A 13,257-nucleotide genomic window follows, 5' to 3' on the forward strand; every position below is an offset into this window, starting at 1 on the left:
CGTCCGTGTCACGGGCGGCCGCCCCGGTGCCGCGCGGGCGGCGCCGCCTTGCGGCTCTCCCCCGGACCGCGCCGACCCCGGCCCCGCCGCTCAATCCCCCCAGGACCGACGACGGGGCCGGTCAGGCCTCCTTCAGCAACTCCAGGACCGTCCGCTCGGCCTCGGGCTTCGGGGTGTCCGGCCGGACCGGCGCCACCACCCCGTCGTGGTAGAGGTCGACCACGCGCGGGTCCACGTAGGAGGTTCGGGCCACGGTCGGGGTGTTGCCCAGCAACTCCGCCACCTCCCTCATGACCCCGGCGACCGCCCTCTTGCGGGCGGTCGCGGAGCGCTGCACGCCGACGGTGGCCAACTCGATCGCCGCCAGCACCGTCGCGTGCCAGGTGCGGAAGTCCTTCGCGGTCATCTCCCCTCCGCTGGCGTCGCGCAGGTACTCGTTGACCTCGTCGCTGCGCACGTCGCGCCACTGCCGCCCGTCCCAGTAGCCGAAGAGGCGTTCCTCCGTTCGGCGCCGCCGGCGCAGGTTGGTCAGCACCTGGCACAGCTCCGGGTCCTCGATCCGACGGACCTGCTCGATGCCGCCCTTGGCGGGGAATTCGAACACCACGCAGCCGCCCCGGAATCGGGCGTGCTCGGGGCGCAGGGTGGAGACCCCGAAGGTGGCGTCCTCGCCGACCGCGTACTGGTCGTTGCCGACCCGGAACATCCCCATGTCCAGCAACCGGGCGACGGTGGCCAGCACCCGGTCCCGGTGCAGGCCGCGCCTGCCCAGGTCGTCGGCGACCCGCTCGCGTAGCACCGGCAACCGGTGGGCGACCTCCAGCACGTGGTCGAACTTCGCCTCGTCGCGCTTGCGCCGCCACTGCGGGTGGTAGAGGTACTGCTTGCGCCCGGCCGCGTCGACGCCGGTCGCCTGGATGTGCCCGTTCGGGTACGGCGAGATCCAGACGCCCTGCCAGGCGGGCGGGATGACCAGCTCGCGCAGCCAGGCCAGCTCGGCGCGGTCGCGGACCGGTTCGCCCCGGGCGTCGAGGAACACCCAGCCCCGGCCGGCCCGGCGGCGCCCGTACCCGGCCCGGCCCGGATCACTACGCCGCAATCGCACCGGAGATCCGCACCGCCTCTTCGGCCTCGTCCACGGCGGCCAGCACCCGGTCCACCGGCAGGGCCGCCAACGTCGGGGGACTTCCTACCCCGGCCCGCGAGGGCCAGTCCCGCGCTCCGCTCCAGAGCACCCGGTGCCGGGGCCGGTCCGCCGGCGGGCCCCACTCAGCCGGCGGGACCGGGCCGAAGAGCAGCACGGACGGGGTGGCGTAGGCGGTGGCGAGGTGGCCGACGCCGGTGTCGCCGCTGACCACCACGCGGGCGTGGGCGACCAGCGCGGCCAGCTCGCCCAGGTCGGTCCCGCCGGCCAGGACAGCGGCCCGGGGCAGTCCGGCCCCGGCGGCCACCCGCTCCGCCAGCTCCCGTTCGTCGGTCGAGCCGGTCACCACCACCCGGTGTCCCCGCTCGGCGAGCACCCGGGCGAGGGCGGCGAAGCGGGCCGCCGGCCAGCGCTTCTCGGGGACCTTGCTGCCCGGATGGACGACGGTGACACCGGTCGGCGTCCGGCCCGCGGCCGGCCGGTGCAGGGCCAGGTCGCCGGGGTCGGCGGGGACGCCGTACCAGGCCAGCAGCCGGCACCAGCGGTGCACCTCGTGCTCCCCGGCACGCCACCGCGGGCCGTCCAGGTGGCCGGCCTCCGGGCAGCGGAACGCCAGCAGCCGTCCCGCGCCGGCCAGCAGCCGGTGCGAGTGGGGGCCCCGCCCGTGCAGGTTGACCGCGACCGGCGGGGGCTGCCACGGCGGCGGGCCGAGGCCGTCGGTGGGCAGCAGCCGGTCGACGCCGCCGACCAGGTCGACCAGCGGCCCCAGCCAGGCCGGGGCCGCCAGCGCCAGCTCCCGGTCGGGGTACGCGGCCCGCAGCGCCCGCAGCGCCGGCACCGCCGTGGCCAGGTCGCCCACGCCGAGGGCACGGAGCACGAGGATCACGGGTACGAGGTCTCCTGCTCGGCGCAGACCACCAGCTCCCGTACCGCGCAGCCGGACGGCTGGGAGAGGGCGAACATCACCGCGGCGGCGGTGTCGGCCGGATCGTTGAGCTTGGCGTCCGGGCCGGGCCGGTACTGCGGGTCGCGCTCGTCGAAGAAGGCGGTGCGCATCCCGCCGGGGATCAGCAGGGTCACGTTGACCCGGCCGGCGAGCTCGGCGGCGAGCGCGCGGGTGAAGCCGACCACCCCGAACTTCGCCGCGCAGTACGCGGTGGCGTCACTGACCGCCTTCACCCCGAGGGTGGAGGCGACCGTGACGATCCCGCCCCGGGACGCCTCCAGGTACGGCAGCGCCGCGCGGACCACCGCCACCGTGGCGAGCAGGTCGACCGTGACGATCCGCTCCCAGGCATCCCGGGGCACGTCGGCGAGCTTGCCGGGCACGTCCGTGCCGGCCGCGGTGACCACCGCGTCGAGGCCGCCAGAGCGCTCGGCCAGCTCCCGGGTGGCCTCCTCGGCGGCCCGGGTGTCGGCCAGGTCGCACTCGATCCAGGGCACCCCGTCGCCGGGGCGGTGCCGGTCCAGCACCAGGGGCCGGCCGCCGGCCCGGGCCACCGCGGTGACCACCGCCGCGCCGAGCCCGCTCGATCCGCCGGTGACCAGAACGGTCGGGCCGGCACCGGGTGGACTGCTGGTCATCGCGTTCCCTCCGCCGTCGGACGCTGCGCACCGGCTGGCCGGACGGCTCCGGTGGGGGCGGCGCGGTACGCCCCGGGGCGCTCGCCGCGGGCCGCCGCGATCATGTCGGTGGTGGAGCGCCCGTCCAGGTACGGCACCACCACCGTGTGCCCGCCCCAGCGGCGCAGCGCCTCCGCCTCCGGCATGCTCGCCGGGCCGCCACCGCCGGTGGCGTAGTCGCCACCCTTGACCCAGATGTCCGGGCGCAGCCAGCTCAGCGCCGCGTCCGGGGTCGGCTCGTCGAAGACCAGCACCGCGTCGACACAGCTCAGCGCCGCGAGCAGTCGACTGCGGTCGCCCTGCGGCACGACCGGCCGCTCCGGCCCCTTCAGGCCGGCGACGCTGGCGTCGGAGTTCAGGCAGACGATCAGACAGTCGCCGAGCTGCCGGGCGGCCTGCAGGGTCGCCACGTGCCCGGCGTGCAGCAGGTCGAAGCATCCGCCGGTGGCGACCACGGTGCCCCCGGCGGCGCGGACCGCGGCCACCACCGCCCCGGTCGCGGCGGCCCCGATCCGTTCCCCGCCACCGCCCAGCGGCACCGGCGGGGCGGCGCGGACCTCGGGCGGCAGCGCCGCGGCCACCCCCCCGCCGGCCACGTACGCCGACGCCTCCGCCACCGCCTCCTGCACCGCCTCGGAGACCAGCGCGCCACGGGCCAGCGCGATGCTGGCCGCCGAGGCGAACCGGTCCCCGGCCCCGCAGGTGTCCCCCTCGGCGTTGACCGGGGCGGACACCACCAGCGGGGTGGCGCCGGCGTGGCAGAGCAGCGCGCCGTCACCGCCCAGGGTCACCGCGACCGCGCCGGCCCGCCACCGCTCGCGCAGCCCCTGCGCCCCCCGGGAGGCGGTGGCCAGCCGGGACGAGCCGGGCGGGACCTCGGTCAGGTCGCGTACCTCCGCCTCGTTCGGGGTGGCCAGGGTGACCCCGGGCACCGCCGCCGGCCCGCGCGGGTGCGGGTCCCAGACCACCGGCGCGCGGGTCGCGGCGAGCGCGGCGCGCAACGCGGGCTGCCGGGCCACGCCCCGGCCGTAGTCGCTGACCAGCACGGCGGACGCCCCGGCGATCAACTGGAGCACCGCCTCGCTCGGCTGCCCCGGGTCGGCCGCCGAGCCGCCCCGGTCGTGCCGCAGCAGCACCCGGCCGCGGGCCCGCAACCGGATCTTCTCCGGGGTGGCCCCCGCCAGGGGCAGCGCGTACACCTGCACGCCGGCGGCGGTGAGCAGGCAGCTGAGCCGGGCCCCGCCGGCATCGTCCGCGAGCGCCGTCACCAGCGCCACCTCCCCGGCGCTCTGGGCGGCGGCGAAGACCGCGGCCAGGCCGGCGCCGCCGGGGCGGTCGGCGTGCGTCGTCTCGTCCAGCACCGGGACGGGCGAGTCCGGGCAGAGCCGGTTCACCACGCCCTCGACGTCGCGGTCCAGCAGGGTGTCGCCGATGACCACCAGGGGTCCCCGCACGGCCGGCCTCCTCATCCCGCCTCGACCCGCCGGTCGCCGCCGTCGAGCACCACCTCGACGCCGGCGCGGACCGGCGCGGTGGGCCGCCCGACGGTGGCCGCGCCGGCCACCGCCAGCGCCGCCGGCAGGGCCCGGTCGACGTACTCGCAGAGCACGTGGGTGGAGACCAGGTGCAGCTCCTGCACCACCTGGCTCTCGGGCGAGGCGACGGCGAGCACCTCGTGGCAGGCGTCGGCGAGCGGGTTGGGCGCCGGGCCGGTGAACGCCCAGCAGCGCAGCCCGGCCTCCCGGCCGGCGCGGGCGGCGGCCAGCAGGTTGGCGCTGGCGCCGCTGGTGGACATCAGCAGCAGGACGTCGTCGCGCCGGCCGTGGGCGCGCACCTGGCGGGCGAAGACCTCGTCGTAGCCGTAGTCGTTGCCGATCGCGGTCATCGCGGAGGTCTCCGCGTGCAGCGCGATCGCCGACAGCGGCTGCCGGTCGTCGCGGAGCTTGCCGACCAGCTCGGCGGTGAGATGCTGGGCCTCGGCCGCGCTGCCGCCGTTGCCGGCGACCAGCAGCCGGCCCCCGCCGGCCAGGGTGCCGGCCAGTTCGGTGCCCCAGCGGGCCAGCAGCTGCTCCGAGGACCGGTACGGCAGCAGTGCCTCGGCCAGCAGGGTCAGGTGCGCGTCCAGCAGGCCCTCGGTCGCCGTCGTCATCAGGCGACCACCCGGGTCGGCCGGCGCACCGCCGCCACCTCGCCGTACAGCTCCGCCAGCCGCTCGGCGGTGGTCGCCCAGGAGTAGCTGCGCCGGGCTCGTTGCAGCGCCGCCGTGGCGTACCCGAACCGGCGGATCCGGTCGTCGAGCAGGCGTCGGATCGCCGCGCCCAGGGCCTGCGGGTCCCGGGCCGGGACCAGGTCCCCGGTAACCCCGTCGACCACGGTGTCCTTGATCCCGCCCACGGCGGTGCCGACGACGGGCACGCCGCAGGCCATCGCCTCCAGCGGGGTGAGCCCGAACGGCTCGTACCAGGGGGCGGCGACCAGCACGTCGGCGGAGCGGTACCAGCGGCCCATCTCCTCCCGCGGCACCGCGCCGACCAGCCTGACCCGGTCGGCCACCCCGCAGGTGACGGCGAGGGCGCGCAGCCGGCGGGCGTACGGGTCGCTCTCCAGCAGGCCGGCCGGCGGGCCGCCCACCACCACGCACTCGGCGTCGGGCACCAGCGCCATCGCCCGGATCACCGTCTGGAACCCCTTGCGTTCCACCAGCCGCCCGACGGTGAGTATCCGGGGCCGATCGGGCTCCCGCTGGGCGGCCGGGCCGAGCGGGGCGAAGCTGGCGAGGTTGACCCCGGACGGGACGACCGTCATCCGGGAACGCGGGACGCCCAGCCGGACCAGCTCGCCCACCTCGTCCTGGCACTGCGCGACCACCCGGTCGACCGAGTGCCCCAGCTCCCGCTCGTAGGCGATCCGCCGCGCCGGACTGGTGTCCTGCACTCCCTGGTAGCGCCGCTTGACCGTGCCGAGCGCGTGGTACGTCTGCACCACCGGCACCCCGGTCTGCCGGCTGGCGGCCAGCGCGGCGAGCCCGCTCATCCAGAAGTGCGCGTGGATCACCTCGGGCGCCCAGTCGCCGCCGCGCCACCGCTGCACCAGCCAGTGGCTGAACTCCTTCATGTGTGGCAGCAGGGCGTCCTTGGCCAACGGCTCGGCCGGGCCGGCCGGCACGTGCACCACCTCGTACCCGTCCGGGACGCGGACCGTGACCGGCAGGTCCACGGCGTCGCGTCGGGTGTAGACCCGGACGTCGTGCCCGGCGGCCGCCAGCGCGGCGGAGAGCTCCGCGACGTGGGTGTTCTGCCCACCGGCGTCCTCACCGCCCAGGATGGCGAGCGGACTGGCGTGCTCGGAGATCATCGCGATGCGCATACTTCCTCCTCCAGCAGGCGGTCCCAGTCGGCGAGGAAACGGTCCAGGCCGTAGCGGGCCCGGGCGGCGGTGCGCGCCTCGGCGCCGGCGCGGCGGGCCTCGGCGGGCTGCGCGACGAACCGCCGCGCGGCCTCCAGCAGCGTGTCGACCCGGGTGGAGAGGGCACCCGACCCGGGCGGCACGGCCTCGACCGCCTCGGTGGTGGCCAGCGCGACGACCGGCATGCCCATCGTCATGGCCTCGACGAGGCTGAGCCCGAGCGACGTCCACCGGCACAGGTGCAGGTACGCCCGCCGCCGCGCCAGCTCGGCGTGCATCCGGTGCTGCGGCACGTCGTCGTGGCTGGTCAGCCGGTCGGCGGGGAGGCCGAGGTGCTCCGCGAGCCCGGCGACCTTCATGCCGAACACGTCCAGCGGGGCGATCTCGGCGAAGCGGGGCAGCAGGTCGGTGCCGGTGACCCGCCAGCGGCGCACCGGCTCGTTGATGACGACGGCGAGCCGGTCCAGTTCGCCGGTCCACTCCACCGCCGGCGGGACCACCCCGTGCTCGACGACGGCGGTGCGGGTGGCGCCGTTGTCCCAGAACAGCTCGTTGAATCCGGTGACGTGGGTGAGCAGCAGGTCGTCGCGGTCGGCCATCGGGTGGCGGGTGTTCGGCACGTCGCCCTTGGGGGTGTTGTGCTCGACGTAGATCGCCGGCACGTCCCGTCCGACCCGCCGGCCGAGCCAGTCGCAGGCCAGGTCGAGTTCCTCGGGCCGTTGCAGCAGCACCACGTCGACCTCCTCCCGGCGCAGCTGCTGCGGGGTCACCTCGACGGCGCTGTCCGGCCACGGGTAGGTGCGGGCCCGACCCAGCCCGTACGGGCCGCGGTCCGGGGTGACCGGCACCAGATACCGGTGCTTGCCGTGCACGAAGGACGTGGTCCAGGAGCCGTGCACGTGCCACACCAGGATGTTCATCGGGCGCTCCCGCCGCCGGTTGCCACCGGATCCGCGCCGGGGGTGGCCGGCACGCCGCCCGGCGGGGGCGGGTCGGCGGGTACGCCGAGCAGGCGTACCGCCGCCAGGACGCGGCCCGGCTCGACGGCCGACAGGCAGGGGTGGCCGGGCACCGGGCAGCGGGTGGCCCGGGTGTCCCGGCAGGGCGCGGCGGCGTCGCCGAGGCGTACGGTCGGCACCCGGTAGGGCCCCCACTGTCCGAACGGGACGGTGGGGGCGAAGAGGCTCACCACCGGTACGCCCAACGCGGCGGCCAGGTGCGCGGGGCCGGTGTTGCCGACCACCAGCGCGCCGGCGCCGGCGAGCACGGCGGCGAGGTCGGCGAGACCGGTCCGGCCGCCGAGGTCGACGCCCGCGTCCCCGGCCACCCGGGCGGTCAGCTCCGTCTCGTCCGGGCCGCCGGTGACCGCCACCCGGTGCCCGGCGGCGGTGAGCACCTGGACGATCCGGGCGGCCAGGTCGGGCGGGCAGGCCCGGGTCTCCACCGCCGAGCCGGGGTGCAGCACCACGTAGCCGGGAGCACCGAGCCGGGCCGGTGGGGGCGGCAGTCCGTCGGTCCGGATGCGCAGCGCCGGATCGTCGGCGGCCGGGAGCGGGAAGCCGGCCGCGGCGGCCAGCGAGAGCGCCCGGTCCGGCTCGGGCAGCCCGTCGGGCACCCGGTGTCGGATGTCGAGCAGGGAGCCGGGGTAGTCGTCGCTGATGGCGCTGATCCTCCGGATGCCGGCGAGGCGCAGGAGCAGGGCGAGGGGCAGGGGGGTCTGGTGGAAGGAGGTGAAGATGACGGCCTCGTCGGCGTGGACCCCGGTGAGGCGGTCGGTGAGGCGGTGGATGTCGTCGGGGTCGACGGGGTGGGGATTTCCGTCGATCCAGGGCAGGGGCCATTCGATGAGTTCGTCGACGCCGGGCAGCAGGGCGGCGGCGTCGCGGCCGCGGGGGCCGCAGAGCATGACGACCCGCTGTGCGCCGGCGGCGACGGCGCGGATGGCGGGGCCGGTGACGAGGACGTCGCCGGCGGAGTCGCTGCGCACGACGAGGACGGTGCCGGTGCGTCGGGGTGCCGCGGGGCGCAGGGCGGCCTGGCGGCGCAGGATCCCCTCGATGGCCGCCGGCAGGTCGCGGGCGACGTGCGGGGCGGCGGCCACCTCCTCGGGCCGGGTGACCGGGGTGGGGACGAGGAGGCCGGTGGCGCCGGCGGCGAGCGCGGCGGTCATGTCCCGGCCGATGTCCCCCACCATCACACAGCGGCCGGGAGTGGTGCCCAACGCGGCGGCAGCCCGGTGGACCAGGCCCGGGGCGGGCTTGCGGCAGGCGCAGCCGTCGCCGTCGTCGTGCGGGCAGATCTGCCAGGTGTCGAACGGGCCGAGCAGTTCCTCGATCCGGGCGTGGACCGCCCGCATCTGCGCGGCGGTGAACAACCCCTTCGCCAGGCCGGACTGGTTGGTCACCACACCCAACCGCAGCCCCGCCGCCCGCAACCGGTCGAGGGCCTCCCGCGCACCCGGCGCCGGACGCACCTTCTCCGGGTCCCCGTTGTACGGCACGTCCTCGACCAACGTGCCGTCCCGGTCCAACAGCACCGCGTCGAACAGGACCGGCCGGATCAGGGGCCGGTCGACAGCCGGGTCAACCCGGCCTGACCTGCGCTGATCCGGCTCCACCTGGTCCCGTCGCACGGGCGGCGGGTTCCCGGAGCCCTGGGGAGTAAACATCATCTACCCGCGGTACGGCTGGTCGCCGTCCGGGCCGTGCCACAGGTCGCCGCCCGGGCCTTACCCGTCGCCCCGGAGAAGCTAACGCGGAGTGCCGCCGCCGGAGTCAGCACGTCGCCCACCGGGGTACTGCCTCGCGGTGGCGATTGTGGAGAAATCGGCGAGGACTTCGCCTCCGGCCGCTGCGCCGGGTCCGCAACAAGCTCAGCGACCTGGTGCTGCACCAGCGGAACAGGAAGACCCTGAATCAGCTCTCCGACATCGCGACCCGCCAGCAGGCGGCCGAGCGGGGACAGCGCTGAGGGACGGGGACCTCGACGGGGCCCGGCGGGGGCACTGGCTACCCTTTGGGGGAAAACCGTCGGCAACCAGAGGATGTCCGTCATGATCGAACCCGTGGAGCTGCCATCGCCGTGGCGGGAAGCACGTTTGACCGTCGTGGTCCCGACCTACAACGAGGCGGGCAACCTCCCGGTGCTGGTCGAGCGGCTCCTCGCCCTGCCGCTGCCCGGCCTGAAGGTGCTGGTGGCGGACGACAACTCCCCGGACGGCACCGGCGAGGTGGCCGACAAGCTCGCCATCGAACACCCTGACCGGATCCAGGTCGTGCACCGGGCCGGCAAGGAGGGCCTGGGCCGGGCGTACGTCGACGGGATCGGCCGGGCGCTCGACGGCGGCGCCGACTACGTCGCGCAGATGGACGGCGACCTGTCCCACCCGCCGGAGGCGCTGCCCGGCATGCTCGGCGCGCTGCTCTCCACCCAGGCCGGCGTGGTCATCGGCTCACGCTACGTACCCGGCGGGGAGCTCGACGAGAACTGGCCGCTCTACCGCCGCGCGCTCAGCGGCTGGGCCAACCTCTACGTACACACCCTGCTGCGGGTGCGGATCCGTGACCTCACCGCCGGCTTCAAGATCTGGCGGGCGGACGCGCTGCGCGACATCGGCCTGGAGCGGGTGCAGTCCAACGGGTACAGCTTCCAGGTCGAGATGCACTACCTCGCCACCAAGCTCGGGCACACCATCCTGGAGGTGCCGATCCGCTTCGAGGAGCGCCGTGACGGCGCCTCGAAGATGACCACGGCCACCAAGGTGGAGAGCGCCCTGATGCCGTTCAAGCTGCGTACCCGACACCGCAACCTGGAGCGCTGACGGTCTCCCGCGCCCGGCCGTCACATGAGGTGACAGCCACGGCGGCGGACACCCGGCCGAGCAACATGCCGGTGCGGAATGACAATGCCGCACCGACAGACCGCTCTGCGGACCTGGCACGCCGGCGCACCGGGCCAGGTCAGCGATAGATCGCCCGGTGTGCGGCGCCGATCGCCCGGGCGTACAGGCCGCCGGTCAGGGCGCGGTTGCGGCTCAGCGCCGCCTGCGCCGCGTTCGCGCCCGGCGCGCCGTGCACCCCGCCGCCCGGGTTCGCCGAGGCGCTGGCCAGGTAGAGCCGGTCGACCGGGGTGTCCGGCCGGCCGAGTCCGGGCACCGGGCGCAGGAAGAGCTGCTGGTACGCGGCGGACGTGCCGCCACCCACGGCGCCGCCGACCAGGCTCGGGTTGCGGTCCTCCAGGTCGGCGGGCCCGGCCACGAAACGGCCCCGGACCAGCCCCTTGAAGCCGGGGGCGAAGCGCTCCAGCACCGCCTCCATCCGGTCCACGTGCGCGGCCACGTCCTCGGCCCGCCAGTCCCGCCGGAACGGCAGATGGGTGTACGACCAGAGCGTCTCCGTACCGGCCGGTGACCGGGTCGGGTCGGCGGTGGTCATCTGACCGACCAGCAGGAACGGGTCCTGGGGCACCTGCCCGCAGGCCAGCTCCGCGGCGTAGCGGGTGAGCCCGTCGACGTCCGTGGCCAGGTGCACGGTGCCGGCCCCGGCGACCTGCGGGTTGGTCCACGGCATCGGCCCGTCCAGCGCCCAGTCGACCTTGACCGTCGAGCCGTCCCAACGGAAGTGGGCGAGGTCCTCGACCAGCCGGGGCGGCAGCCAGGCCGCGCCGACCAGGTCCAGGTAGAGCGCGGGCGCCGGCACGTCGGCCAGCACCGCCCGGCGGGCCCGCCAGGTGGCCCCGCCCTCGGTCCGTACGCCCATCGCCCGGCCCCCGGCCACCAGTACCCGGTCGACCCGGGCGGAGTAGGTGATCCGGCCGCCCCGGGCGGTCAGCCGCGCCACCAGCGCGTCGGTGATCCGCTGCGCGCCGCCCACCGGCACCGGCCAGCCGATCTCCTGCCCCAGCATGGCGAGCAGCCAGCCGTAGATGCCCGACCCGGCGTCGTCCGGCGACAGGTCGGTGTGCAGGGCGCAGCCGGAGATCAGCGCGGGCGCACCCGCGCCCCGGAACACCTCGCGCCCGAACTGCCGGCTCGGCAGCACCAGCCGGCGGGCCAGCCGCAGCGCGCCCGCGGTGCGGAGCCGAGCCAGCAGCTCCAGCCCGTCCCGGACCGGCGGGAACGGGGTGAACAGGGCGTTCAGCATTGGCCGGGAGATGGCCCGCCACTCGCCGTACGTGTCGAGCCAGCGCTGCCCGTCGCCGGGCGCGAACGCCTCCACCGACGCGGCGCTGCGGTCGGGGTCACGGTTGAGCACCGCCGCCCGGCCGTCCGGCATCAGGTGCGCCAGCACGTCGGGGGCGTGCGTCCAGCCCAGCCCGTACGCGTCGAGGCCCAGCCGGCGTAGCACCGGTGAGGCGTACCCGAGAGGGTAGAAGGAGCTGTAGAGGTCGCTCAGGTAGCCGGGGGCGGTCACCTCGGCGGACCGCACCGCTCCGCCGGGGGCGCCGGTGGCCTCCAGCACCAGCACGTCCCAGCCGGCGTCGGCGAGCAGGTTGGCGGCCACCAGTCCGTTGTGCCCGGCGCCGATGACGACGGCGTCGGCGCTCTCCGTACCGGTCGCGATCATCCGATCCGCCTACCCGGCCACCAACCGGGCGAAACGCGTTTGCCTCGCGGGGACCGGGGCATCCACCGCCGCATGTACAGGGTTGAACAGCTCATCGGTGGAGTGTGGGGCGCGGGCGGCGCGGGCGGTGAACTGGTCGTGCACGATCCCGCCGACGGCACGCCGGTCAGCACCGTCCCGGTGGCGACGGCGGACGAGGTGGCCAAGGCGGTCGAGGCGGCCCGGGGCGCGGCGGCGGACTGGGCGGCGACCGCCCCGGCGGATCGGGCGGCGGTGCTGGACCGGGCCGCGGACGCGCTGGCCGGGGCGGCCGACGAACTGGCCGGGGCGACGACGGCGGAGATGGGCAAGCCGCTCGACGACGCCCGGGGCGGTGTGGAGGCGGGCATCGGCACGCTGCGACAGTACGCCGAGTTGGGTCCGGTGCGGGGTGGGCGGACCCTGCACGGCGGCACGGACTCCATCGACTTCATGGCGCCGGAGCCGCACGGGGTGGTCGCCGCGATCACCCCGTGGAACGACCCGGTGGCGGTCTCCTGCGGCCTGCTCGGGGCGGCCCTGGTCACCGGCAACGTGGTGCTCTACAAGCCGAGCGAGCGGACCCCGGCCACCGGCTGGCTGCTGGCCCGGATCCTCGACGGCGTACTGCCCGCCGGGGTCCTCTCCCTGCTGACCGGCGGTGGCGAGGTGGGCGCGGCGCTGGCCGCGCAGGAGGTGGACATGGTGGCCCACGTGGGCTCCACCGCCACCGGCCGGGCCATCGCGGCGGCCTGCGCCCGGACCGGCGCGAAGGCGCTGCTGGAGAACGGCGGCAGCGACCCGCTGATCGTCGACGCCGGGGTGGACCCGGTGTGGGCGGCCGGGCAGGCGGCGATCGGCTCGTTCGCCAACGCCGGGCAGATCTGTGTCGCGGTGGAGCGGATCTACGCGCACCGGGACGTGGCGGAGGACTTCGTCGACGCGCTGGTCGAGCGGGCCCGGGCGCTGCGGGCCGGGCCGGGCCGGGACCCGGAGACCGAGCTGGGCCCCCTCGTGGACCGGCGGCACCGCGACCACGTGCACGGCCAGGTGACCGCGGCGGTGGCCGAGGGGGCGACGCTGCGTACCGGGGGTGTGCTGCCGGAGGGGCCGGGGGCGTTCTACCCGGCGACGGTGGTTTCCGGCTGCCGGCACGAGATGACACTGGTCCGCGAGGAGACATTCGGGCCGGTGGCGCCCGTGGTGGTGGTGGACTCGTTCAGCGAGGCGTTGCGCTGCGCCGCCGACTCGCCGTACGGGCTGGCCGGCACGGTGCTCACCGCGTCGATGAGCCACGCGCAGCGGGCCTGGCGGGAGTTGCCGGTGGGCACGGTCAAGGTCAACGCGGTGTTCGGCGGCGCCCCGGGCGGGGCCGCGCAGCCGCGCCGCGGCAGCGGCCAGGGCTTCGGGTACGGACCGGAGCTGCTCGACGAGTTCAGCACGGTGAAGACGGTGCACATCGAGGCCCCGGGCGGCGGCCACTGGTGACCGGCCACGGACGGG

Annotated in this window: 12 protein-coding genes; 3 read left to right on the plus strand and 9 right to left on the minus strand. The window is 76.2% G+C overall.

What is annotated here, in order from left to right; all coding sequences use genetic code 11:
* Positions 1-121 precede the first annotated feature (121 nt).
* The 8 genes from ABZ807_RS02685 to ABZ807_RS02720 are packed head-to-tail and all read right to left on the minus strand — an operon-like array spanning position 122 to position 8,840.
* Complete coding sequence (locus tag ABZ807_RS02685) at positions 122-1,105, minus strand: DNA topoisomerase IB (RefSeq protein ID WP_357151820.1); 984 nt, start codon at positions 1,103-1,105, stop codon at positions 122-124.
* Positions 1,089-2,030, minus strand: a complete 942-nt coding sequence (locus ABZ807_RS02690) for a glycosyltransferase family 9 protein (RefSeq protein ID WP_357151823.1) — start codon at positions 2,028-2,030, stop codon at positions 1,089-1,091. Before ABZ807_RS02690 ends, ABZ807_RS02685 begins: the two co-directional genes overlap by 17 nt.
* Entirely contained in the window at positions 2,027-2,728 is a 702-nt protein-coding gene (locus tag ABZ807_RS02695) for an SDR family oxidoreductase (protein ID WP_357151825.1), read from the minus strand. The genes ABZ807_RS02690 and ABZ807_RS02695 overlap by 4 nt, the downstream gene beginning before the upstream one ends.
* Positions 2,725-4,221, minus strand: a complete 1,497-nt coding sequence (locus ABZ807_RS02700; protein ID WP_357151827.1) for a PfkB family carbohydrate kinase — start codon at positions 4,219-4,221, stop codon at positions 2,725-2,727. Before ABZ807_RS02700 ends, ABZ807_RS02695 begins: the two co-directional genes overlap by 4 nt.
* Before the next feature lie 11 nt (positions 4,222-4,232).
* Positions 4,233-4,916 carry an SIS domain-containing protein gene (locus tag ABZ807_RS02705; protein ID WP_357151830.1) on the minus strand — a complete coding sequence of 228 codons (684 nt, stop codon included), beginning with the start codon at positions 4,914-4,916 and terminating at the stop codon, positions 4,233-4,235.
* Entirely contained in the window at positions 4,916-6,133 is a 1,218-nt protein-coding gene (locus ABZ807_RS02710) for a glycosyltransferase (protein ID WP_357151833.1), read from the minus strand. The genes ABZ807_RS02705 and ABZ807_RS02710 overlap by 1 nt, the downstream gene beginning before the upstream one ends.
* Entirely contained in the window at positions 6,118-7,092 is a 975-nt protein-coding gene (locus ABZ807_RS02715; RefSeq protein WP_357151836.1) for a glycosyltransferase, read from the minus strand. The genes ABZ807_RS02710 and ABZ807_RS02715 overlap by 16 nt, the downstream gene beginning before the upstream one ends.
* Positions 7,089-8,840: an HAD-IIIA family hydrolase gene (locus tag ABZ807_RS02720; protein ID WP_357152230.1), complete on the minus strand. Its 1,752-nt coding sequence runs from the start codon at positions 8,838-8,840 to the stop codon at positions 7,089-7,091. The genes ABZ807_RS02715 and ABZ807_RS02720 overlap by 4 nt, the downstream gene beginning before the upstream one ends.
* A gap of 146 nt (positions 8,841-8,986) precedes the next feature.
* Between ABZ807_RS02720 and ABZ807_RS02725 the strand changes: the two genes are divergently transcribed.
* Both ABZ807_RS02725 and ABZ807_RS02730 read left to right on the plus strand, forming a co-directional pair.
* Positions 8,987-9,142, plus strand: a complete 156-nt coding sequence (locus tag ABZ807_RS02725; RefSeq protein ID WP_357151839.1) for a hypothetical protein — start codon at positions 8,987-8,989, stop codon at positions 9,140-9,142.
* An 82-nt stretch (positions 9,143-9,224) separates the two neighbouring features.
* On the plus strand, positions 9,225-9,992 hold the full coding sequence (locus ABZ807_RS02730; protein WP_357151842.1) for a polyprenol monophosphomannose synthase: 768 nt from the start codon (positions 9,225-9,227) through the stop codon (positions 9,990-9,992).
* Positions 9,993-10,131: 139 nt separating this feature from the next.
* Here ABZ807_RS02730 and ABZ807_RS02735 read toward each other — a convergent pair whose 3' ends face one another.
* The gene (locus ABZ807_RS02735) at positions 10,132-11,736 is read right to left on the minus strand and encodes an NAD(P)/FAD-dependent oxidoreductase (protein WP_357151844.1); all 1,605 of its coding nucleotides are present in this window, start codon (positions 11,734-11,736) and stop codon (positions 10,132-10,134) included.
* A gap of 72 nt (positions 11,737-11,808) precedes the next feature.
* Between ABZ807_RS02735 and ABZ807_RS02740 the strand changes: the two genes are divergently transcribed.
* A complete protein-coding gene (locus tag ABZ807_RS02740; protein ID WP_357151847.1) occupies positions 11,809-13,242 on the plus strand; it encodes an aldehyde dehydrogenase family protein in 1,434 nt (477 codons plus the stop codon).
* The last annotated feature ends 15 nt before the right edge of the window (positions 13,243-13,257 follow it).

Origin of the sequence: Micromonospora sp. NPDC047548 (assembly GCF_040642975.1) — a bacterium.
GTDB lineage: Bacteria > Actinomycetota > Actinomycetes > Mycobacteriales > Micromonosporaceae > Micromonospora.